Origin of the sequence: Pseudomonas retamae (assembly GCF_043496865.1) — a bacterium.
In the GTDB taxonomy this organism is placed as follows: domain Bacteria; phylum Pseudomonadota; class Gammaproteobacteria; order Pseudomonadales; family Pseudomonadaceae; genus Aquipseudomonas; species Aquipseudomonas retamae.
Window position 1 is genome coordinate 52,401 of sequence record NZ_JBIEIL010000012.1, and the last position, 20,248, is coordinate 72,648.

At 61.5% G+C, this 20,248-nt stretch carries 19 protein-coding genes; 13 read left to right on the plus strand and 6 right to left on the minus strand.

The window, feature by feature from the left end; all coding sequences use genetic code 11:
* Nucleotides 1-17: 17 nt before the first annotated feature.
* The 3 genes from ACGSLL_RS21860 to ACGSLL_RS21870 form a co-directional block, all read right to left on the minus strand.
* Nucleotides 18-1,823 (minus strand): hypothetical protein, encoded by a 1,806-nt coding sequence (locus tag ACGSLL_RS21860; protein ID WP_394507896.1) that lies wholly within the window; start codon nt 1,821-1,823, stop codon nt 18-20.
* 548 nt (nt 1,824-2,371) lie between these two features.
* Nucleotides 2,372-3,688, minus strand: coding sequence for a bifunctional DedA family/phosphatase PAP2 family protein (locus ACGSLL_RS21865; RefSeq protein WP_394507897.1), 1,317 nt, complete (start codon nt 3,686-3,688; stop codon nt 2,372-2,374).
* A 148-nt stretch (nt 3,689-3,836) separates the two neighbouring features.
* Nucleotides 3,837-4,562, minus strand: coding sequence for a DNA-3-methyladenine glycosylase (locus tag ACGSLL_RS21870; RefSeq protein ID WP_394507898.1), 726 nt, complete (start codon nt 4,560-4,562; stop codon nt 3,837-3,839).
* 177 nt (nt 4,563-4,739) lie between these two features.
* Here ACGSLL_RS21870 and ACGSLL_RS21875 point away from each other — a divergent pair, with 177 nt between their 5' ends.
* The 13 genes from ACGSLL_RS21875 to ACGSLL_RS21935 all read left to right on the plus strand — a co-directional run bounded on the left by ACGSLL_RS21875 (nt 4,740) and on the right by ACGSLL_RS21935 (nt 17,326).
* Nucleotides 4,740-6,011, plus strand: coding sequence for a glutamate-5-semialdehyde dehydrogenase (locus tag ACGSLL_RS21875; protein WP_394507899.1), 1,272 nt, complete (start codon nt 4,740-4,742; stop codon nt 6,009-6,011).
* Complete coding sequence (gene nadD, locus ACGSLL_RS21880) at nt 5,980-6,702, plus strand: nicotinate-nucleotide adenylyltransferase (protein ID WP_394507900.1); 723 nt, start codon at nt 5,980-5,982, stop codon at nt 6,700-6,702. The genes ACGSLL_RS21875 and nadD overlap by 32 nt, the downstream gene beginning before the upstream one ends.
* A gap of 72 nt (nt 6,703-6,774) precedes the next feature.
* Complete coding sequence (rsfS, locus tag ACGSLL_RS21885; protein WP_090286619.1) at nt 6,775-7,269, plus strand: ribosome silencing factor; 495 nt, start codon at nt 6,775-6,777, stop codon at nt 7,267-7,269.
* 9 nt (nt 7,270-7,278) lie between these two features.
* Entirely contained in the window at nt 7,279-7,746 is a 468-nt protein-coding gene (gene rlmH, locus ACGSLL_RS21890) for a 23S rRNA (pseudouridine(1915)-N(3))-methyltransferase RlmH (RefSeq protein ID WP_009051038.1), read from the plus strand.
* 10 nt (nt 7,747-7,756) lie between these two features.
* Nucleotides 7,757-9,652: a penicillin-binding protein 2 gene (mrdA, locus tag ACGSLL_RS21895; RefSeq protein WP_394507901.1), complete on the plus strand. Its 1,896-nt coding sequence runs from the start codon at nt 7,757-7,759 to the stop codon at nt 9,650-9,652.
* Nucleotides 9,653-9,683: 31 nt separating this feature from the next.
* Complete coding sequence (gene rodA, locus ACGSLL_RS21900) at nt 9,684-10,787, plus strand: rod shape-determining protein RodA (RefSeq protein WP_051600793.1); 1,104 nt, start codon at nt 9,684-9,686, stop codon at nt 10,785-10,787.
* A 17-nt stretch (nt 10,788-10,804) separates the two neighbouring features.
* Nucleotides 10,805-11,815: a lytic murein transglycosylase B gene (gene mltB / locus ACGSLL_RS21905; protein WP_394507902.1), complete on the plus strand. Its 1,011-nt coding sequence runs from the start codon at nt 10,805-10,807 to the stop codon at nt 11,813-11,815.
* Nucleotides 11,815-12,825 carry a septal ring lytic transglycosylase RlpA family protein gene (locus tag ACGSLL_RS21910; protein WP_090286611.1) on the plus strand — a complete coding sequence of 337 codons (1,011 nt, stop codon included), beginning with the start codon at nt 11,815-11,817 and terminating at the stop codon, nt 12,823-12,825. The genes mltB and ACGSLL_RS21910 overlap by 1 nt, the downstream gene beginning before the upstream one ends.
* A 186-nt stretch (nt 12,826-13,011) precedes the next feature.
* Nucleotides 13,012-14,169, plus strand: coding sequence for a D-alanyl-D-alanine carboxypeptidase family protein (locus tag ACGSLL_RS21915; protein ID WP_206415588.1), 1,158 nt, complete (start codon nt 13,012-13,014; stop codon nt 14,167-14,169).
* Nucleotides 14,170-14,256: 87 nt separating this feature from the next.
* Nucleotides 14,257-14,532: a DUF493 domain-containing protein gene (locus ACGSLL_RS21920; protein ID WP_093098020.1), complete on the plus strand. Its 276-nt coding sequence runs from the start codon at nt 14,257-14,259 to the stop codon at nt 14,530-14,532.
* On the plus strand, nt 14,532-15,179 hold the full coding sequence (gene lipB / locus ACGSLL_RS21925; RefSeq protein WP_090286605.1) for a lipoyl(octanoyl) transferase LipB: 648 nt from the start codon (nt 14,532-14,534) through the stop codon (nt 15,177-15,179). The genes ACGSLL_RS21920 and lipB overlap by 1 nt, the downstream gene beginning before the upstream one ends.
* Nucleotides 15,180-15,204: 25 nt before the next feature.
* Entirely contained in the window at nt 15,205-16,203 is a 999-nt protein-coding gene (gene lipA / locus ACGSLL_RS21930) for a lipoyl synthase (protein WP_160768663.1), read from the plus strand.
* A 172-nt stretch (nt 16,204-16,375) separates the two neighbouring features.
* Nucleotides 16,376-17,326, plus strand: a complete 951-nt coding sequence (locus tag ACGSLL_RS21935) for a S66 peptidase family protein (protein ID WP_394507903.1) — start codon at nt 16,376-16,378, stop codon at nt 17,324-17,326.
* Between the two features lie 126 nt (nt 17,327-17,452).
* Here the strand turns inward: ACGSLL_RS21935 and ACGSLL_RS21940 are convergent, their stop codons facing one another.
* The 3 genes from ACGSLL_RS21940 to holA form a co-directional block, all read right to left on the minus strand.
* A complete protein-coding gene (locus ACGSLL_RS21940) occupies nt 17,453-18,775 on the minus strand; it encodes a lytic murein transglycosylase (protein WP_394507904.1) in 1,323 nt (440 codons plus the stop codon).
* 61 nt (nt 18,776-18,836) lie between these two features.
* Nucleotides 18,837-19,001: an alternative ribosome rescue factor ArfA gene (gene arfA / locus ACGSLL_RS21945; protein ID WP_090286599.1), complete on the minus strand. Its 165-nt coding sequence runs from the start codon at nt 18,999-19,001 to the stop codon at nt 18,837-18,839.
* 181 nt (nt 19,002-19,182) lie between these two features.
* Nucleotides 19,183-20,220 (minus strand): DNA polymerase III subunit delta, encoded by a 1,038-nt coding sequence (gene holA, locus ACGSLL_RS21950; protein ID WP_394507905.1) that lies wholly within the window; start codon nt 20,218-20,220, stop codon nt 19,183-19,185.
* Nucleotides 20,221-20,248: the final 28 nt, after the last annotated feature.

Sequence of the window (20,248 nt, forward strand, 5' to 3'; positions counted from 1 at the left end):
CGTACCGGGTGTGTTCTTCAGGTCAATGACGACGGTGGCACCGGATCAGGCCAGCCAATGTCATAGGCGAACTCGTTGCTGTTACCGGAAAGTCTGACGATCGGCAGGCCAGCCGCTTCGACGCTATCGATCAAGCGGTCGTATTCCCAGGCATTGGCATGCCCGGCGCGGGTGGCTGCTTCGATAAGCTCTGCGCGGTCGCCGGCCTGCGCGACGATGTCATCTATCCGGGCGGCTTTGGTCTGTGCTGAATTGAGCAGCCAGATGCGCTCGGCCGCCAATCCGCTGCGGGTGACTGAAATCAGCCCTTCGAAGTCGTCGGAGGGAAACCGGGTCGGGGGCGTTTCGCGGGCCGCCGAGTTGAACATCATGTTTTCCTCGTGCGGGACCACTTCGAGATCGCGCGTGTCGAGGGCATAAATAAACATCTGTTTTTGTTTTTGCCGGGTGCTGCGGTAATGGCGATCGTTGTCCCATGGGATCGGACTGGCCGGGTCCGACCAGTCGGAGGATGTCGCACTTTCGCTATCAGTGGTGTCGCTGTCCGATGGCTCATCCGCGCCGCGGCCCGGGTATCTATTGGTCTGACGCTCGTAACGCAAATACTCCGGGGCGGGGCTGCTGGCGTACATCTGCCCTTCGTTGAGGCTGAATGTCGCGCTCAAAGGCTTGTGGGTCGTCATCCCCGGCTCGTGGTGATAACGCGGCAGCATGGTGCGGTCATCAGCCAGCTCGAAAGGCGTACGCTCATCGCCGCGAAAGAGCCCCGGGACGTCGGTTCGGTACAGGCAGTTGTGCTTGTTGCGCAAGTATCCGAGCTTGCGCAGCAGCGCTTCACGCAACTCGCCGGTCAGGCTGCTTTCCGGGGCGTACCAGTCGTGTTGTGCATTGCGCTTGAGGTTGAGCTCTTCGGCAGCGTCGCGGCTCAATTGTTCAAGGCGCTGTGGATTGTCGAGGTCTTCGGTCAGGCGCTTGTGCGCTTCGGCCCATTGCGGCATCGCCAGTGTGGTTTTGAGTTCCTGGCGCAGGCGCGTCAGTTGGCTCGGCAACAGGTTGTAGGACTGCAGAAAGGTTTCGCTTTGCGCGCGAGTCAGGGTCGGGCACAGCCAGCGCAGGGCGTTGTTCAACAGATCACTGTGCGGGTTGATTGTCTCGCGGGCTTCAACCCAGTCGGGCGGCTTGCCGCTGGCTTCGGCTTCGGCGCGAAACCTGGTGATGTCCGCGCCGTCGATGCCGTACAGCGTCCAGATCTCGCGGTCGGTCCAGTGCTTGAACTGCGCCGGTTCGGCGCCGAATCCCGCCGCGGGCGGAGCGATTCGCACGGCTTTGCCGAATCGATCCATGAAGGCAAACTGGATGTCGGTCGCGCTGGCGCTCAAGTACGGCATGAATTCGTAATAACCCTGAGCATCCGGCGAGCGTGAAGTGGGTCGATAGCGTGACTGGTCAACGTAGGTGGGGGTATCTGCCGGTCGTGGCTGCTTGACGGCAGTCGATTCGGTACCGGCAAGGGCGGGGCGCTTTTGCGCAATCGGGTCGAGTGACAGCCGTTCTGCGTTGCCTGTGGGAACGGTGGCGGGCTGCTCGCTCAGCCGCCAGGTCGGCCGGTCTGCATTCTTGTATAGCCTGGGGCCGGAAGGGTTGCGTTCGGTCAGCAGCTTGCCGTGCCAGATCCCCGCATCATCGGTGCCGACATGTGTGGTTTCGACGCCGCCGGCATATTCCACATCGACGAAACGCCGCCCGACAATCCAGCGAAAACCGTCTTCATCCGCAGTCTGCATGCCGTGCAGAAAGTCTCGCTTGAGCCAGTAGCGATCCAATGGGTTTTCATTACGGGGCACTGGCGGACTTTGCGTCGCCAGGCTGCTGATGATGACCGGGGATGGATTGATACTGACCCCGGCATCAGGGTTGGGGGGTTGAGTGACAGGATCACTCAAGCCAGGAAGGCGCCATGCTGCAGGCAGCCCGGGCGTTATCGCTGGCGTTATGAGCGGCGGTTCCGGTGGGCGATTGGGCGGCACGGGTTTGCGCGGGATTTTCGGACTCATGAATGACTCGTATCAATGGATAAACAAACCCCACGCCGTTTCAACAAGTCGAAATGGCTGGGTGTTTTGAATATCGAAAGTTATTGAAATGAATGAGCCAATCTAATGGTTTTTGCGCGGCGTGGAATTGTTTGTCGCGCTGTTGGAGAAGTGATGTGTAACTTGGTTTTTTATTGATTCTATAAGTACGAAAGTTGAATTCAGCTTGTGAGAAAACTTACTCGCAACGGAAATTCATGTAGCAGTTAATAGCGCGGGTCTTGTCGGAACTTTCCGAAAAGAGCCGCGCGAGGAAATTACCCCTTGTGCAGTTTCAATCAATAAGCGTAACGCAGCAGCGTATGCGGAAGATGGCGCAGCACGAAGAATCCGAACAAGGCAATCATCGATGGCAGGATCAGCCACCAGATCTTGAACGGCATCGGGTTGAGGGAAGTCTGGCGCTGGCTCAGCCATAGCATTGCGGCGCAAACGCAGCTGGCGAGCATGGCGCCGGCAAGGATGTCGGTCGGCCAGTGCGCCCCCAGATAGACCCGCGACAAGGCGATAGAGAGCGCCGGGATGCAAGCGATCAGCAGCCAGGTCAGGCGCATGCGTGGCGGCTGGCCGCGACCGGCCAGCACGCCCAGTGTCAGGAACAAGGCAAACGCGCCAGAAGCATGGCCGCTGGGCATGCTGTAGGTGGTCAAGGGATCACTGAGTACTTCGGGGCGCACTCGGGCGAAGAAGTATTTGGTCCCGGTATTGGCCATCGCGGTGATCAGCATGGTGGAACCGGCGAACATCGCCTGGCGCCACTGCTTGCACAACAGCAACAGCACGACCAGCAGGGCGCTGAACAGCAGCATGTTGCGGAACTCACCGATCAGCGTCAGCGTTACGGCAATTTCGTCCAGCGCTGGTTGGCGATGTTCCTGCACCAGAGTCATCACTCCGTTGTCGAGCGCCGTCAGGTACGGGTAACCGATGAACAGGCCGATCAGAATCAAGAGGCTCATGCCGCCGATCCAGATCGTCGCGCGCCGATGGCGACGCACGCTGCTGTTGACGCTCAGGCCGACCATCACCGCGATGCTGGCGGCGACAATACCCGCCTCGAGCCAGAAACCTTCAGGCAATGGCAGGCGAAACGCCGCGCCGGTGGCCCAACCCGGTAGCAGATAGGCGAGGCTCCAGCCAGCCGCAGCAAGCAGGCTGACAGCGATGAAGCGCGGGAACGGCATGTCGCACATGCCCGCCACCATCGGCAGCATGGGACGTAGCGGGCCGATGAAGCGGCCGACCAGCAGGCTGGCGATGCCGTAACGCTGGAAATACGACTCGGCCCCGGCCATCCACTGCGGATGGCTGCGCAGTCCCGGCAAACGACGGATGTTCTGATGGAAATGCCGGCCGAGGAAATATGAAATCAGATCGCCGAAGATGCCGCCGAGAAAACCCAGCAACAAGGTTTCGCTCAACGACAGCGCGCCGCTGCCGGCCAGAACCGCAACCGCGAACAGCAGAACGGTGCCCGGCACAATCAGTCCGGCGATCGCCAGGCATTCCACCAGCGCCACGACGAACACCGCAGCCGCCAGCCACTGTGGATTGGCTGCCAGCCACCCGGTCACGCTATCGAGCCATGGGCCCATACAGAAAAACTCCATCAAAGCTGCAATTGATATTCAGGGGATTACTGCTCACCTGTGGCAGCGAGCCTGCTCGCGAATGCGGCGTGTCAGACGATTGAAATTGTCCGATAGACCTCTTCGCGAGCAGGCTCGCTCCCACAGGTGGATATCATTTACTCGCGCAATCGACGCTGGCTCCGGGCAACAGAAAATAATCCCGGCCTTCGACCTGACCGCGGCGCAGCGGGTTCCGCGTGCACCATTGTGCGTAGGCTGCATCGACGAAGCGGTACATCAGGTGTTCGTCCCGTCCGAGCGGAATGCCCAGACGAGTCGTTTGAATTATGTGTGAGGGCGCAGGTCCGGTGTCTTCCACCAATAACAGTTCATGGTCGAAACGCTTGGCATCCCACATCGGTACTTTCAGCCCGAGAGCCTTGCACAGCAATGTCTGCCCGGCGCAAAGCTTCTGCGCAGGACGCGCGTGGCCCTGAGCGTCGGGATTGTTCAGGAGCATTTGCGCCATGCTCGCCGGACCGCTGATTTCGTCGACCCACGGATAAGCCGATTTGATCAGCACCGCATTCCCCGGACCCTGCGCGCTGAAGTTCAGCGAATCGCCGCCCCGGGCGTAGTACATATAGATGTGCCCGCCATCCAGAAACAAAGCCTTACGCTTTTCCGTGTAACCGAGTGAGGCATGGCTGCCTTTTTCGGCGCAGTAATAGGCTTCGGTTTCGATGATCCGCGCGCTCAGCCACAGATCGCCGACGCGATGGCGGATGACTTTGCCGAGCAGATCCTGCGCCAGCACTTGGGCGTCACGCTCGAAAAAACTGTCCGGCAGGCCCACGGGCAGACGTGCGGGCTCGGGGCGTTGGGGCTCGTTGGTCATGATGGGCAAGGCTGATCCAGGCTCAAGAGGTCGTGATGATAACAACGCTGAGCTTAATTACGTCTGAACGAAGGCTATTCGCAGCTCATTTTGACCATCCGCCCGTCACCGCTGTTAGTCCCGGGACGTGACAGCTATAATCTGCCGCTTTCCTCTTTGCCAAGACCCCAGCAGACCATGACTGAGTCCGTTCTTGACTACATGACCCGATTGGGTCGCGCCGCCCGCAGCGCTTCCCGGGTCATCGGCCGTGCCAGCACCGCGCAGAAAAACCGCGCCCTGCAGGCCACCGCCAATGCTCTGGACGCGGCGCGTGCCGAGCTGGCTGCCGCCAATGAACAGGATCTCGCTGCCGGCCGCGCCAATGGTCTGGAGCCCGCTCTGCTGGAGCGTCTGGAACTGACCCCGGCGCGCATCGACGGCATGATCGTTGGTTTGCGTCAGGTCGCTGCGCTGCCGGACCCGGTCGGTGCGATCCGCGACATGAGCTTCCGTCCGTCGGGCATTCAGGTCGGCAAGATGCGCGTGCCGCTGGGCGTGATCGGGATCATCTACGAGTCCCGGCCCAACGTGACCATCGACGCCGCCAGCCTGTGCCTGAAGTCCGGGAACGCAACGATCCTGCGCGGCGGCTCCGAAGCGATTCATTCCAACCGGGCGATTGCCGCGTGCATTCAGCGCGGTCTGGCCGAGGCCGAACTGCCGGCCGCCGTGGTGCAAGTGGTGGAAACCACCGACCGTGCCGCCGTCGGCGCGATGATCAGCATGCCCGAATACGTCGACGTGATCGTTCCCCGCGGTGGCCGTGGCCTGATCGAGCGCATCAGCCGCGATGCCCGCGTGCCGGTGATCAAGCATCTGGACGGCATCTGCCACGTTTATGTCAGCGAGCACGCCGATCTGGGCAAAGCCCAGCGCATTGCCTTCAACGCCAAGACGTATCGTTATGGCATCTGCGGGGCGATGGAGACCTTGCTGGTCGATCAGACGGTTGCGCAGGCTTTCCTGCCGGCGATGGCCGCGCAATTCCGCGAAAAAGGCGTTGAACTGCGTGGCTGCGAGCGTACGCGGGCGATCATCGAAGCCGTCGCGGCCACCGACGACGACTGGAGCAGCGAGTATCTGGCGCCGATTCTGTCGATCTGCGTGGTCGACGGGCTGGATCAGGCCATCGAACACATCAACCATTACGGCTCCCACCACACCGACTCGATCGTCAGCGAAAACCTCGCCGACACCCGGCGCTTCGTGGCGGAAGTCGACTCGGCCTCGGTGATGATCAACACGCCGACCTGCTTCGCCGATGGATTTGAATACGGATTGGGTGCCGAGATCGGCATTTCTACTGATAAGCTGCACGCCCGCGGCCCGGTGGGCCTCGAAGGTCTGACCTGCGAGAAGTACATTGTGGTCGGTGATGGCCAGCTGCGCGGCCAGGCGACGGTCTGACTTGACCAACCTCGACCTGACAGCGCCGCACACCGGCAGCGAGTCGCGCCCACGACGCATCGGCGTTCTGGGCGGTACGTTCGACCCGGTGCACATTGGCCATTTGCGCGGCGGGCTGGAAGTCGCCGAAGCGCTGGCGCTCGATGAGCTGCGCATGTTGCCCAGCGCGCGTCCGCCACATCGCGGTGCGCCGCAGGTGTCGGCGCAGGATCGGCTGGCCATGGTCGAGTGTGCGGTGGCCGGTTTGCCGCCGCTGATGGTGGATGCCCGCGAATTGCAGCGGGATAAGCCGTCATGGACCATTGATACCCTGGAGTCGCTGCGCGCCGAAATGCCCGCCGAGACCCAGGTTTTTCTGCTTTTGGGCTGGGACGCATTTTGCGGCCTGCCCACTTGGCACCGCTGGGAAGAGTTGCTCCAGCATTGCCACATCCTGGTGCTACAGCGCCCGGACGCCGACAGCGAACCGCCGGATGCCTTGCGCAACCTGCTGGCAGCGCGTTCGGTGAGCGACCCGCTGGCCCTGAACGGGCCGAGCGGACAGATTGCATTCGTCTGGCAGACACCGCTCGCGGTTTCCGCCACCCAGATCCGTCAACTGCTGGCCAGCGGTAAGTCGGTACGTTTCCTGGTGCCCGACGCGGTCCTGGCCTACATCGATGCGCACGGTCTGTACCGTGCGTCGAACTGAACAAGGCGTGCTTCACGGATACGAATCACCGTATCGCCAAGCCGCCGAATACATGAGCAAAACGAGTTTTATATGACTGACAAAGATCTACCGAAAGTAAAGCGCAAAGGCACCTTCAAGAGCGCGCCGCTGCCGGAAGTCGCCAGCACCAACGAACCGCTCAAGGGCGATGAACTGGTCAAGCTGGCCGTCGCCGCACTGGAAGACGTCAAGGCCCAGGATATCCAGGTCATCGATGTTCGCGACAAGCAGAGCATCACTGACTACATGATCATCGCCACCGGTACCTCCAACCGCCAGATCAACGCGATGCTCGACAAGGTTCGCGAAGAGGTCAAAAAGCAGGGCGCCAAGCCGCTGGGCGAAGAAGGCAAGGGCGACAGCGACTGGGTACTGCTCGACCTCGACCTGGTCATCGTGCACATGATGACTGCCTCGGCGCGTCAGTTCTACGACCTGGAACGCCTTTGGGCCGGTGCCGAGCAGAGCCGTGCGGCCGACGCCAGGCACCACAGCCCGGAGAACACCCACGAGCATTTCACCAAGCTCAACAAAGACCAGCTGTAAGGGATTGCTGTGCGACTGCGCCTGATCGCCGTCGGTTCACGCATGCCCAAGTGGGTGGAAGAAGGCTGGCATGAATATGCCAAGCGTCTTCCGTCCGAGCTGGCGCTGGAACTGGTGGAAATACCGCTCAATACCCGTGGCAAGAATGCCGACGTGGCCCGATTCATCCGCCAGGAAGGCGAAGCCATGCTGGCCAAGGTCGGGCAGAACGAGCGGATCGTCACGCTGGAAGTCCACGGCAAACCCTGGAGCACCGAGCAACTGGCGGTCGAACTCGATCGCTGGCGGCTGGACTCGCGCACGGTCAATTTCATGGTCGGTGGCCCCGAAGGGCTGGCGCCGGAAGTCTGCGCCCGTGCTGATCAGCGCTGGTCCTTGTCGCCGCTGACGTTGCCGCATCCGCTGGTGCGCATCCTCATCGGCGAACAGTTGTATCGTGCCTGGACCGTGTTGTCCGGTCACCCTTACCACAAGTAAGCCTGCCCTCATGTCTCAGCCGATCCGCATCAAGGACCACGAAAAGGACGCCCGTCTGGTGCGCAGCCGTGTCGTGTTCGGTGCCATCACGATCATGGTGCTGATCGGTGTGCTGATTGCGCGGCTGTATTACTTGCAGGTGATCCAGTACGAATATCATTCGACCTTGTCGGAAAACAACCGCGTCCATGTGCAGCCGATACCGCCCACGCGCGGGCTGATTTTCGACCGCAACGGCGTGGTGGTCGCGGACAACCGTCCAAGCTTCAGTCTGAGCATGACCCGCGAGCGCTCCGGCGACTGGCAGCAAGTGCTCGACGTCATTGTCGAGGTGCTGGAGCTGACGCCCGAGGACCGGGTGATCTTCGAGAAGCGCATGCGGCAGGGGCGCCGGCCGTTCGAACCGGTGCCGATCCTGTTCGAGCTGAGCGAAGAGCAGATTGCCCGCATCGCGGTAAACCAGTTCCGCCTGCCGGGCGTCGAAGTGGTCGCGCAACTGGTCCGTCACTATCCGCAGGGCGCGCATTTTGCGCACTCGGTGGGCTACATGGGGCGGATCAACGAGAAAGAGCTGAAGAGCCTCGATCCGGTCAATTACAGCGGCACCCACCACATCGGCAAAACCGGCATCGAGCGTTTCTACGAGCCGGAATTGCACGGCCAGGTCGGTTACGAGGAAGTCGAGACCAACGCCCGGGGCCGCGTATTGCGCGTGCTCAAGCGCACCGATCCGATTCCCGGCAAGGACATTGTCCTGAGTCTGGACATCAAGTTGCAGGAAGCCGCCGAGGCCGCGCTCGGCGGGCGGCGTGGCGCGGTGGTAGCGCTCGATCCGAAGACCGGTGAAGTGCTGGCGATGGTCAGTCAGCCGAGTTTCGACCCCAACCTGTTCGTCACCGGGATCAGCTTCAAGGCCTACGCCGAATTGCGCGATTCCATTGACCGGCCGCTGTTCAACCGCGTGCTGCGCGGTCTGTACCCGCCGGGCTCGACGATCAAGCCGGCGGTGGCGATTGCCGGTCTCGATGCCGGCGTGGTCACCGCTTCCAGTCGGGTGTTCGACCCGGGCTATTACATGCTGCCCAACTACGACCACAAGTACCGCAACTGGAACCGCACCGGGGACGGCTTCGTCGACCTCGACACGGCGATCATGCGGTCCAACGACACCTACTTCTATGACCTGGCGCACAAGCTCGGCATCGATCGGCTGTCGGCCTACATGAACAAGTTCGGCATCGGCCAGAAGGTCTCGCTGGACATGTTCGAAGAATCCCCCGGCCTGATGCCATCGCGTGAATGGAAGCGGGCGACACGCAAACAGGCATGGTTCCCCGGCGAGACCCTGATTCTCGGGATCGGCCAGGGCTACATGCAATCGACGCCGCTGCAACTGGCCCAGGCCACGGCGCTGGTCGCCAACAAGGGCATCTGGAACCGTCCGCATCTGGCCAAGTCCCTCGACGGGGTGAAGCCGGTGGACGACAACCCGATGCCGAACATCGTGCTGCGCGATCCGTCCGACTGGAACAAGGTCAACCATGGCATGCAGCAAGTGATGCACGGCGCCCGCGGCACCGCGCGCAAAGCGGCGATCGGCGCGCAATACCGCATTGCCGGCAAATCGGGTACCGCCCAGGTCGTGGCGATCAAACAGGGCGAGAAGTACGACCGCTCCAAGGTCCAGGAACGCCACCGCGACCACGCCTTGTTCGTCGGCTTCGCGCCGGCCGAGGATCCGAAAATCGTCGTCTCGGTGATGGTCGAGAACGGTGAATCCGGTTCCGGCGTCGCCGCGCCTGTGGTGCGTCAGGTGATGGACGCCTGGCTGCTCGACAAGGACGGACATTTGAAGGCCGAGTACGCCAGCCCAATCACTGCGGAGGCCACGGCCCGTGATGAATAACTTCGATCGCATGCTCTCCAGCGAGGATGTGATGCGTCGCCGCGCGACGTTGCTGCAAAGACTGCATATCGATGGCCCGCTGTTGATCCTGTTGCTGATCCTCGCCGCCGGCAGCCTGTTCGTGCTGTATTCAGCCAGCGGCAAGAGCTGGGATCTGCTGGGCAAGCAGGCGACGTCGTTCGGCATCGGCCTGGTGGCAATGATCGTCATCGCCCAGTTCGAGCCGCGCTTCATGGCGCGCTGGGTGCCGCTCGGTTACGTGATCGGCGTGGTCTTGCTGATCGTCGTCGATATCATGGGCCACAACGCCATGGGCGCCACGCGCTGGATCAACATTCCCGGGGTAATCCGCTTCCAGCCCTCTGAGTTCATGAAGATCCTGATGCCGGCGACCATCGCCTGGTATCTGTCCAAACGCACCTTGCCGCCGCAGCTTAAACACGTCGGCATTAGCCTGATGCTGATTGGCGTGCCGTTCATTCTGATCGTGCGCCAGCCGGATCTCGGTACTTCGCTGCTGATTCTGGCCGGTGGCGCCTTCGTGCTGTTCATGGGCGGCCTGCGCTGGCGCTGGATCCTCAGCGTGCTGGCCGCAGCGGTGCCGGTGTCGGTGGCGATGTGGTTTTTCGTCATGCACGACTACCAGAAGCAGCGCGTACTGACCTTCCTCGATCCGGAAAGCGATCCGCTGGGCACCGGCTGGAACATCATCCAGTCGAAAGCCGCGATCGGTTCCGGTGGTGTGTTCGGCAAGGGCTGGCTGCTCGGCACCCAGTCGCACCTGGACTTTCTCCCTGAAAGCCACACCGACTTCATCATTGCGGTACTCGGCGAAGAGTTTGGTCTGGTCGGCATTTGCGCGCTGTTGTTGATCTATCTGCTGCTAATCGGTCGCGGGCTGGTGATCACCGCCCAGGCGCAAACCCTGTTCGGGAAATTGCTCGCCGGGGCGTTGACCATGACATTTTTTGTTTACGTTTTCGTCAACATCGGTATGGTCAGTGGCCTGTTGCCGGTCGTGGGGGTGCCGTTGCCGTTCATTAGCTACGGAGGAACTTCGCTGGTGACACTGCTGTCAGCGTTTGGGGTTTTGATGTCGATCCATACCCATCGCAAGTGGATCGCACAGGTTTGAATAAGGTGAACAGTTCAATGCAAGTCATGCGTGGCTGGGCGACTCGATGCGCGCCGCTGGTTGGCCTGATGGGCCTGCTGGGCAGCGTTCAGGAAGCGCTGGCCGGCGAATACGAAGGCTCGCCGCAGGTGGCCGAATTCGTCGGTGAAATGACCCGCGACTACGGTTTCGCCGGTGAGCAGTTGATGGCGGTGTTCCGTGAGGCACAGCGCAAACAGGCGATTCTCGATGCCATTTCCAGGCCTGCCGAGCGGGTCAAGCAGTGGAACGAGTACCGGCCGATGTTCATCACCGACGCGCGCATCGCCCGCGGTGTCGACTTCTGGCGTCAGCACGAGGCAACTCTGGCGCGTGCCGAGCAGGAATACGGCGTACCGGCACAGGTCATCGTGTCGATCATCGGCGTTGAAACCTTTTTCGGACGTAATACCGGTAATTACCGGGTAATCGATGCGTTGTCGACGCTCGGTTTCGACTATCCTCCCCGTGCCGAATTTTTCCGCAAGGAACTGCGCGAGTTCTTGCTGCTGGCCCGTGAAGAGCAGGTCGATCCATTGACCCTCAAAGGCTCTTACGCCGGGGCGATGGGCCTGCCGCAATTCATGCCGAGCAGCTTTCGCGCCTATGCGGTGGATTTCGACGGTGACGGCCACATCAATATCTGGAACAACCCGGACGATGCGATCGGCAGCGTTGCCAGCTATTTCAAGCGTCACGGCTGGGTCGCCGGCGAGCCGGTGGTCAGCCGCGCCGATGTCAGCGGCGAACAGGTCGATGAAGGCCTGACCAGTGGTATCGAGCCGACGAAAACGGTCGCAGAGTTGCGGGCGCTGGGCTGGTCAAGTCATGATGCGCTGCGCGATGATATGCCGGTTACCGCATTTCGCCTCGAAGGCGACAACGGCCCGGAGTACTGGATGGGTCTGAAGAATTTCTACGCAATCACGCGTTATAACCGCAGCGTGATGTACGCCATGGCCGTACATCAACTGTCTGAACAGCTGGTACAAGCACGGGGCGTCAAGTAATGCAGGCATTGCCTAATCATAAACCCCTGAAGCTGGTGGCTTTCGCTGCGTTGGCAGTTCTGGTCGCCAGTTGCACGACCAGCCGCACCCCGACGCAGAAAACCCCGTCCACTGCTGTCCGCGCCCAACCGGGCCTGGACATCAACCGCGCGCATAAAGACGGCGCGCCGTGGTGGGATGTCGATGTTTCGCGCATCCCGGATGCGACGCCGACCCTGCACACCGGGCCGTACAAGGCCAACCCTTATACCGTGCTGGGCAAAACCTACTTTCCGCTGCAGGAATCCAAGACCTACGTCGCGTCCGGCACGGCGTCCTGGTACGGCACCAAGTTTCACGGGCAGAACACCGCCAACGGCGAGGTCTATGACCTGTACGGCATGAGTGCCGCACACAAGACGTTACCGTTGCCAAGTTACGTTCGGGTGACCAACCTGGACAACAACAAGACCGTGATCCTGCGGGTCAACGACCGCGGCCCGTTCTATTCCGATCGCATCATTGACTTGTCCTACGCGGCGGCGAAGAAACTCGGTTACGCCGAAACCGGCACCGCGCGGGTCAAGGTCGAGGGCATCGATCCGCAGCAATGGTGGGCCGCCAAGGGCCGTCCGGCGCCGCTGATGCTCAACGAGCCGCAAGTGGCGCAGACCAGCGCTCCGGTGATCACGGCTTCGGCCGGCACCGTCGAGCAATGGACTCCGCCGCCGCAGCAGCACGCCGCGGCCGTAGTGCCGGTGCAGATCGACGCAAAAAAAAACGCTTCTGCAACAGCGTCTGGCCAGTATCTGCAGGTGGGCGCGTTCGCCAACCCGGACGCTGCCGAACTGCTGAGGTCCAAGCTCAGCGGGATGGTGAGCGCTCCGGTGTTCATCAGCTCGATCGTGCGCAATCAGCAGACCCTGCACCGGGTACGCCTGGGGCCGATCGGCTCGCCGGGTGAAATCGCCCAGGTGCAGAACAGCGTGCGCCTGGCCAACCTGGGTTCGCCCAGCGTGGTCACCGAGTAATACGTAGAACTTGATTGACGGTTCACTTGCGGTATCGGGGGGTGAACCAGGTTGTTGGCTCGTCGAAGAACAAAAGCCCGGCAAGGGTGACTGGAGTGAGCAGCTGAACACGCGATGGCCCGTTAGAAGGCTGTCTGAATAAGTTTTGCCTTCGGGCAAGTTTCCATTAGCGATTTCGAGAGACGGATGAACATCACCACCTTTGCCAAACGCCTGTGTCTGCTAGTCCCGCTGCTCCTCTCGCCAGCCGCCTTCGCGGCCGAGATGATGCCGTCGCCACCGCAACTGGCCGCCAAGGCCTACGTTCTGATGGATGCCAGCAGCGGCAACGTGCTGGTCGAGAACAATGGCGACCAGCGTCTGCCACCGGCCAGCCTGACCAAGCTGATGACCGCGTACATCGCGACCCTGGAAATCCGTCGCGGCCAGATCGGTGAAAACGATCCGGTGACCGTCAGCGAAAACGCCTGGCGTACCGGCGGTTCGCGGATGTTCATCAAGGTCGGCTCGCAGGTCACGGTCAGCGACCTGCTGCACGGCATCATCATCCAGTCCGGCAACGACGCCAGCGTGGCGCTGGCCGAGCACATCGCCGGCAGCGAAGATGCGTTCGCCGACCTGATGAACAAGACCGTCACCGAACTGGGCATGACCAATACCCACTTCATGAACCCGACCGGTCTGCCGAACCCTGAGCACTATTCCTCGGCGCACGACATGGCGATTCTGGCCCGCGCGATCATCCACGAAGACCCGGCTCACTATGCGATCTACTCGCAGAAAGAGTTCTTCTGGAACGGCATCAAGCAGCCGAACCGCAACCTGCTGTTGTGGCGCGACAAGACCGTCGATGGTCTGAAAACCGGCCACACCGACGAAGCCGGCTACTGCATGGTGTCTTCGGCGGTGCGTGACGGTCAGCGTCTGATCGCCGTGGTGTTCGGCACCAACAGCGAAGTGGCCCGTGCTGCTGAAACCCAGAAGCTGCTGACTTACGGCTTCCGCTTCTTCGAAACCCAGACCTTCTATCAGAAGGGCACCGAACTGGCTCAAGCGCCGGTGTGGAAAGGTACTACCAATCAGGTCAAGGCCGGCCTGGCGCAAGACCTGACCATGACCCTGCCAAAAGGCCAGCTGAAGAAGCTCGCAGCCAGCATGACCATGAACCCGCAACTGACCGCGCCTATCGCCAAGGGCGATGTGATCGGTAAAGTCGAAGTCAAACTGGAAGACAAGGTCGTGCACAGCGCTGACCTGATCGCTCTGGACGGCGTCGAGGAGGGTGGTATCTTCCGCCGCATGTGGGATAGCATCCGTCTATTCTTCTACGGCTTGTTCAACTGATTTTGTGTTGACCTGCATGGCCCCGCCCCGATCCGGAGCGGGGCCATGTGCGTTACCACGGCTTGTGCTATTAGAGGCCGTTACGCCATGACCGATACCGAAGTAAAGGCGCCAAAGATCGAATTCCCTGTTACGGATTATCCCGTCAAGGTGATCAGCGATACGGGCGTCGGTCGCAAAGACCAGATCATTGAAATCGTCAAGAAACACGCGACCATCAACGACGAGCGCATCGACGAGCGGCAAAGCAGCACTGGCAAATACACCACCATTCAGCTGCACATCGTCGCCACCGATCAGGATCAGCTGTACAACATCAACAGCGAACTGCGGGCGACCGGTTTCGTGCACATGGTGTTGTGATGCCCGGCACGCTGGGCTTTCGTGAACTTGGCCGGATGGCTTACGAGCCGGTCTGGCATGCCATGCAGCGCTTCACCAATGAACGCGGCAGTGCTGCCGCCGACGAAATCTGGCTCGTCGAGCACCCGCCGGTGTTCACTCAGGGCCAGGCCGGCAAGGCCGAGCACTTGCTGCTGCCGGGAGATATCCCGGTGGTGCAGGTCGATCGCGGCGGCCAAGTGACTTATCATGGTCCCGGCCAACTGGTGGCGTATCTGCTGCTGGATGTACGCAAGCTGGGTTTCGGCGTACGAGATCTGGTCACACGCATGGAACAGTGCCTGATCGAACTGCTGGCCAGCTACGGGGTGACCGCAGCGGCCAAGCCGGATGCTCCCGGCGTTTACGTCGAAGGAGCGAAAATCGCGTCTCTGGGTTTGCGCATTCGCCACGGTTGTTCCTTTCATGGCCTGGCCCTGAACGTGGATATGGACCTGGAACCGTTTCGACGGATTAATCCCTGCGGCTACGCCGGGCTGGCGATGACCCAGCTGAGCGATCACGCAGGATCGATTGAATTTGCCGAGGTAAGTGCCCGGCTGCGTGCGCAGCTCGTCAAACACCTCGACTATGCTGAGCAGACGACCCTCACGGGCGGAATCGACTGATATGACTACTGATGCAGTGCAAACCATGATCCCGACGCTCGACGTGACCGAGCGCCCGGCCCCGCGTCCCAAGGTCGAAGCCGGCGTCAAGCTGCGCGGCGCCGAGAAGGTTGCACGCATCCCGGTGAAGATCATTCCGACCACCGAACTGCCGAAGAAGCCCGACTGGATTCGTGTGCGCATTCCGGTGTCGCCGGAAGTCGACCGGATCAAGAGCCTGCTGCGCAAGCACAAGCTGCACAGCGTCTGCGAAGAAGCCTCCTGCCCGAACCTCGGCGAATGCTTCTCCGGCGGCACCGCCACGTTCATGATCATGGGCGACATCTGCACCCGTCGCTGCCCGTTCTGCGACGTCGGCCACGGTCGTCCGAAGCCTTTGGACGTCAACGAGCCGGAAAGCCTGGCCATCGCCATCGCCGACCTCAAGCTCAAGTATGTGGTGATCACCTCGGTGGACCGCGACGACCTGCGTGACGGCGGTGCCCAGCACTTCGCCGACTGCATCCGCGAAATCCGCAAGCTGTCGCCGAACGTGCAACTCGAGACCCTGGTCCCGGACTACCGTGGCCGCATGGACATCGCTCTGGAAATCACCGCCGCCGAGCCGCCGGATGTGTTCAACCACAACCTGGAAACCGTACCGCGTCTGTACAAGGCCGCGCGTCCGGGTTCGGATTACCAGTGGTCGCTGACCCTGCTGCAGCGCTTCAAGCAGATGATGCCGCACATTCCGACCAAGTCTGGTCTGATGCTGGGTCTTGGCGAAACCGACGAAGAAGTCATCGAAGTGATGAAGCGCATGCGCGAACACGACATCGACATGCTGACCCTCGGTCAGTACTTGCAACCGTCGCGCAGCCACTTGCCGGTGCAGCGTTTCGTGCACCCGGACACCTTCGCCTGGTTCGCCGAGGAAGGTTACAAAATGGGCTTCAAGAACGTTGCCTCGGGCCCGCTGGTACGTTCCTCGTATCACGCCGACGAGCAGGCGAAGCTGGTCAAGGCCGAGCTGCTGGGTTCCTGATCCGCGGCTGAATGAAAATTGCCCGCCGAGGTTTTAACGCCCGGCGGGCATTTTTTTGCCCGTCTCACATCCGATGCTGACTTTTCCTGCAACTTGCGGCGGGGTCGACCCTCTTCTGTTTGCCCGCGTTCCTGACTACTGTGTGTGCATGAATTCATAGAGAGATCCAAGGATGACCATTCGACCGACTCACACGCTTTGCCCGCACCGAGCCGTACCCGCGCTGCCGGCAGAAGGGCTTATCGGCGTCATTGCGCCCGCCGGGCCTGGCGCTCTGGACACGGAAAAGGCGCTGCAATGGATGCGCGCCCGTGGCTATGGGCTGAAGGTGTTTCCTGGTGTTTACGAGAAGGACGGCTATCTGGCCGGTAGCGATGACGTGCGCCTGCGTGACCTGCATGCGGCGTTCGCTGACCCCGAAGTCGACGCGATCATTTGCCTGCGCGGCGGTTACGGCACGCCGCGGTTGCTTGACCGGATCGACTACGACTTGCTCAGCCGCCACGCCAAGCCCTTCGTTGGCTACAGCGACATCACCGCGCTGCACCTGGCGATCAGTCGCTATGCCGGCTTCGTAACCTTTCACGGGCCGTTGCTCAACGCCGATCTGCTGGGGGACAAGGAGCCGCCGACCGTCACTTCATTCTTCGCCATGTTGCGCGGGCAGTCGAAGGCGGGAAGTGTGCTCAGCCACCCAGTGGCGTATCCGTTGACCACCGTCGAGCCGGGCATCGCGCATGGGCGTTTGCTGGGCGGCAATCTGGCGATGATCGCCGCAACGCTGGGTACGCCTTATGAAATCGATGTCGAAGGCGTAATTCTGCTGATCGAGGACATCAACGAGCCGTTGTATCGCATCGACCGCTTGCTGACGCAGATGCGTCTGGCCGGCAAGTTGGCGAGATTGCGCGGGGTGTTGGTGGGGGATGTGGCGGGGGTCGATATGCAGGCCCTGAACGGCTTGCTCAAGCAGACCTTCGAGCCGCTGCGGATTCCGGTGCTGTCAGGCTGGCGCAGCGGGCATTGCGACCCCAACCTGACGCTGCCAATGGGCGCGCTGGTACGGCTGGATGCGGGGAAGCAGGAGTTGATGCTGGAGCAGGATGTGGTGATCAAGGTTTAGAAATCAGTCGCCTGACAGTAAGTCTTCGCGAGCAGGCTCGCTCCCACATTTGATTGGCGGCGCGCACATAACCACTGTGGGAGCGAGCCTGCTCGCGAAGGCGCCATCAGCCATACAACCTTCCCATTACTGGGCGCGCAGGCTTTCCAGCAATTTGTGCGTCGGATAACCATCCGCCGGCCAGCCCAGTGACTGCTGCGCGCTGCGAATCGCTTTGCGCGTGTTGGCGCCGATGATCCCGTCCGCGGTGCCGGCGTCGAAGTTGCGCGCACTCAGCAAGGTCTGCAATTCCATCCGTTCGGTGCGGCTCAACGGCAGGTCGTCCTTGGGCCAGGTTCCGTTGATCAAGCCACCGCCATTGAAACGCTCCGACAGCAGACTCACCGCCAACGCATACGACGAGGAGTTGTTGTACTTGAGGATTGCCCGGAAGTTGTCGAGGATCAGGAACGCCGGCCCGCGGTAACCGGCCGGCAGCAGCAGGGCGGCGGACAGTTGCTCGGAGCCGACCGGCACTTGCGCACCGTTCGGCAGGCTCACGCCCAATTGACGCCATTCGGCGACGCTTTTGCGAATCGTCCCATCGGCCAGGGTGTAATCGAATGTGCCCGGCAACTGCACTTCAAAGCCCCACGGCTGGCCTCGCTGCCAGCCCGAGCTCTGCAGATAGTGAGCAGTTGAGGCCAGCGCATCGGCGGGGCTGCCCCAGATATCGCGGCGGCCATCGCCGTCAAAGTCCACGGCGTGGGTGTTGTAGGTGGTCGGAATGAATTGGGTCTGCCCCATGGCGCCGGCCCAGGAACCGAGCATTTTCTCCGGTGTGATATCGCCCTGTTGCAGGATCTGCAGCGCAGCGATCAGTTGCGCATGGGCGAAGCCCGGGCGGCGGCCTTCGTAGGCGAGGGTGGCCAGCGAATTGATCACCGACTTGCTGCCCTGGAACTGGCCGAAGTTGCTTTCCATGCCCCACACCGACACCAGTGCCTGGCGATCAACGCCATAGCGTTGTTCGATGTCGCGCAGGATGTCGGCATATTGATTGACCAGCGTCTGGCCTTTGCGCACGCGCAGCGGCGACAGTGCGCCGTCGAGGTATTCCCACACCGGGCGGGAAAACTCCGGTTGACTGCGATCAGCGCGAATCACGCTGGCGTCGAAACTGACGTCGGCAAATGCACGATCGAACAGCTCAGGGCGAATGCCGGCGGCCACGGCATCCTTGCGGAAACCCGCCTGCCATTCGGTAAAGGTCTGGGTGGGTTGCAGATCGAGAGGGTCGGCGGACGGCACTACCGGCGGGATGATCGCTGGGGCCGTGGCGACAGGTGCGGCTTGCAGGGGTTGTGCATCGGCGGCGGTGGGTTTTTCCGCGCAGGCAACAAGCAGAATGAAGCTGGAGGCAGCGATCAGTTGGCGAACAGGCCAACGATTGGAAAGACTGAAGGGCATGCACGGTTCCAGGGAATACGAATCAGGTGCAGACCTTAACATGAGCGAGGGGTACTGCGCTTCAGGCAGCCAGAAAGTAAGAAGCCTCCCAGCTGTCAGACTGGAAGGCTTCGCGGCGGTAGCTGCCTTTGCCCTTGGAAGGTCGTTCCTGACGACTGCGGAACAAGGGCTGGGCGACGATGGATTTGGCCTTGTTGGGGCCATGCTTTGCTGGCTTTTTGCTCATGAGGATGCTCTCGGTAAGGTGGTTTTTGCGGGGGAAATAATCTGCCGATGTGGCGCGTCTGTCCAGTACCGCTTGTGTGCAAATGTGAAAGCGCTTTCGCGAGCAGGCTCGCTCCCACAGTGGACAGCGATCACCTGTGGGAGCGAGCCTGCTCGCGAATCGGACTATGCAATTGAAAGCCTTACTCGGCGGGGAGTGTCAGCCGCTGCCCGGCCATCAACAACGCCAGGCGGCTCAGGCTCATCCACGGCGAACCCGCGGCCTGCCCCTTGATCTGCGCATCAATACGCTGAGCTTCGAGCAACAGTTGCGCCCAGCGTTGCGCCGAGTAGCGTTGCAGGGCTTTGCTGACCAACGGCTTGCGCTTGTCCCAGACCGGCGGTTTCGACTGGCTGAAGCATTTGTCCAGCGGCGTGCCCTGGCTGTACTGCAAAGCAATGTTGGCCAGCAGCCGCAATTCACGGGCCAGCGCCCAGAGAATTACCGGCGGTTCGACCCCTTCGCCACGCAAGCCTTCAAGCATGCGCAGCGCATGGGCCGGCTCACCGTTGAGCACCGCGTCGGTCAGGCCGAATACATCGAAGCGGGCACTGTCCGCCACAGCGGCCTGCACGGTTTCGACGGTAATCTGACCACCCTCGGCCATCAGCTTGAGCTTTTCGATTTCCTGCGCGGCGGCGAGCAGGTTGCCCTCCACGCGCGCGGCGATCAGTTCGACAGCGTCCTGGCTGGCGGACAAGCCGGCCTGGGACAGACGCTGGCGAATCCAGCTCGGCAACTGATTGGCGTCTACCGGCCAGATCTGGATGAACTGGGTCTGCTGGCCTTCAACCAGGGCCTTGCCCCATTTGGTTTTCTGCGCACTGCCGTCGAGCTTGGGCAGGCTGATCAGCAGTACGGTGTCTTCCGCCGGGCGTGAGCAATATTCGATAAACGCGGCAGCACCCTTGTCACCGGGCTTGCCTGAAGGCAGGCGCAGTTCCAGCAGGCGTTTTTCCGCAAACAGCGACATGCTCGCGCCGGCCAGCAGCAACGTGCCCCAATCGAAATTGGCGTCGGCCGCAAACACCTGACGTTCGTCGAAACCTTGCTGGCGCGCAGCGCTGCGAATGGCGTCGGCGGCTTCCTGGCACAGCAACGGGTCATCGCCGCTGATGATGTAGACCGGCGCGAGTGCGCCTTGCAGGTGTTTGCCGAGTTGAGCGGGGGCGAGCTTCATAAGAAAAGTCGGACGGGGCGCGTGAGCG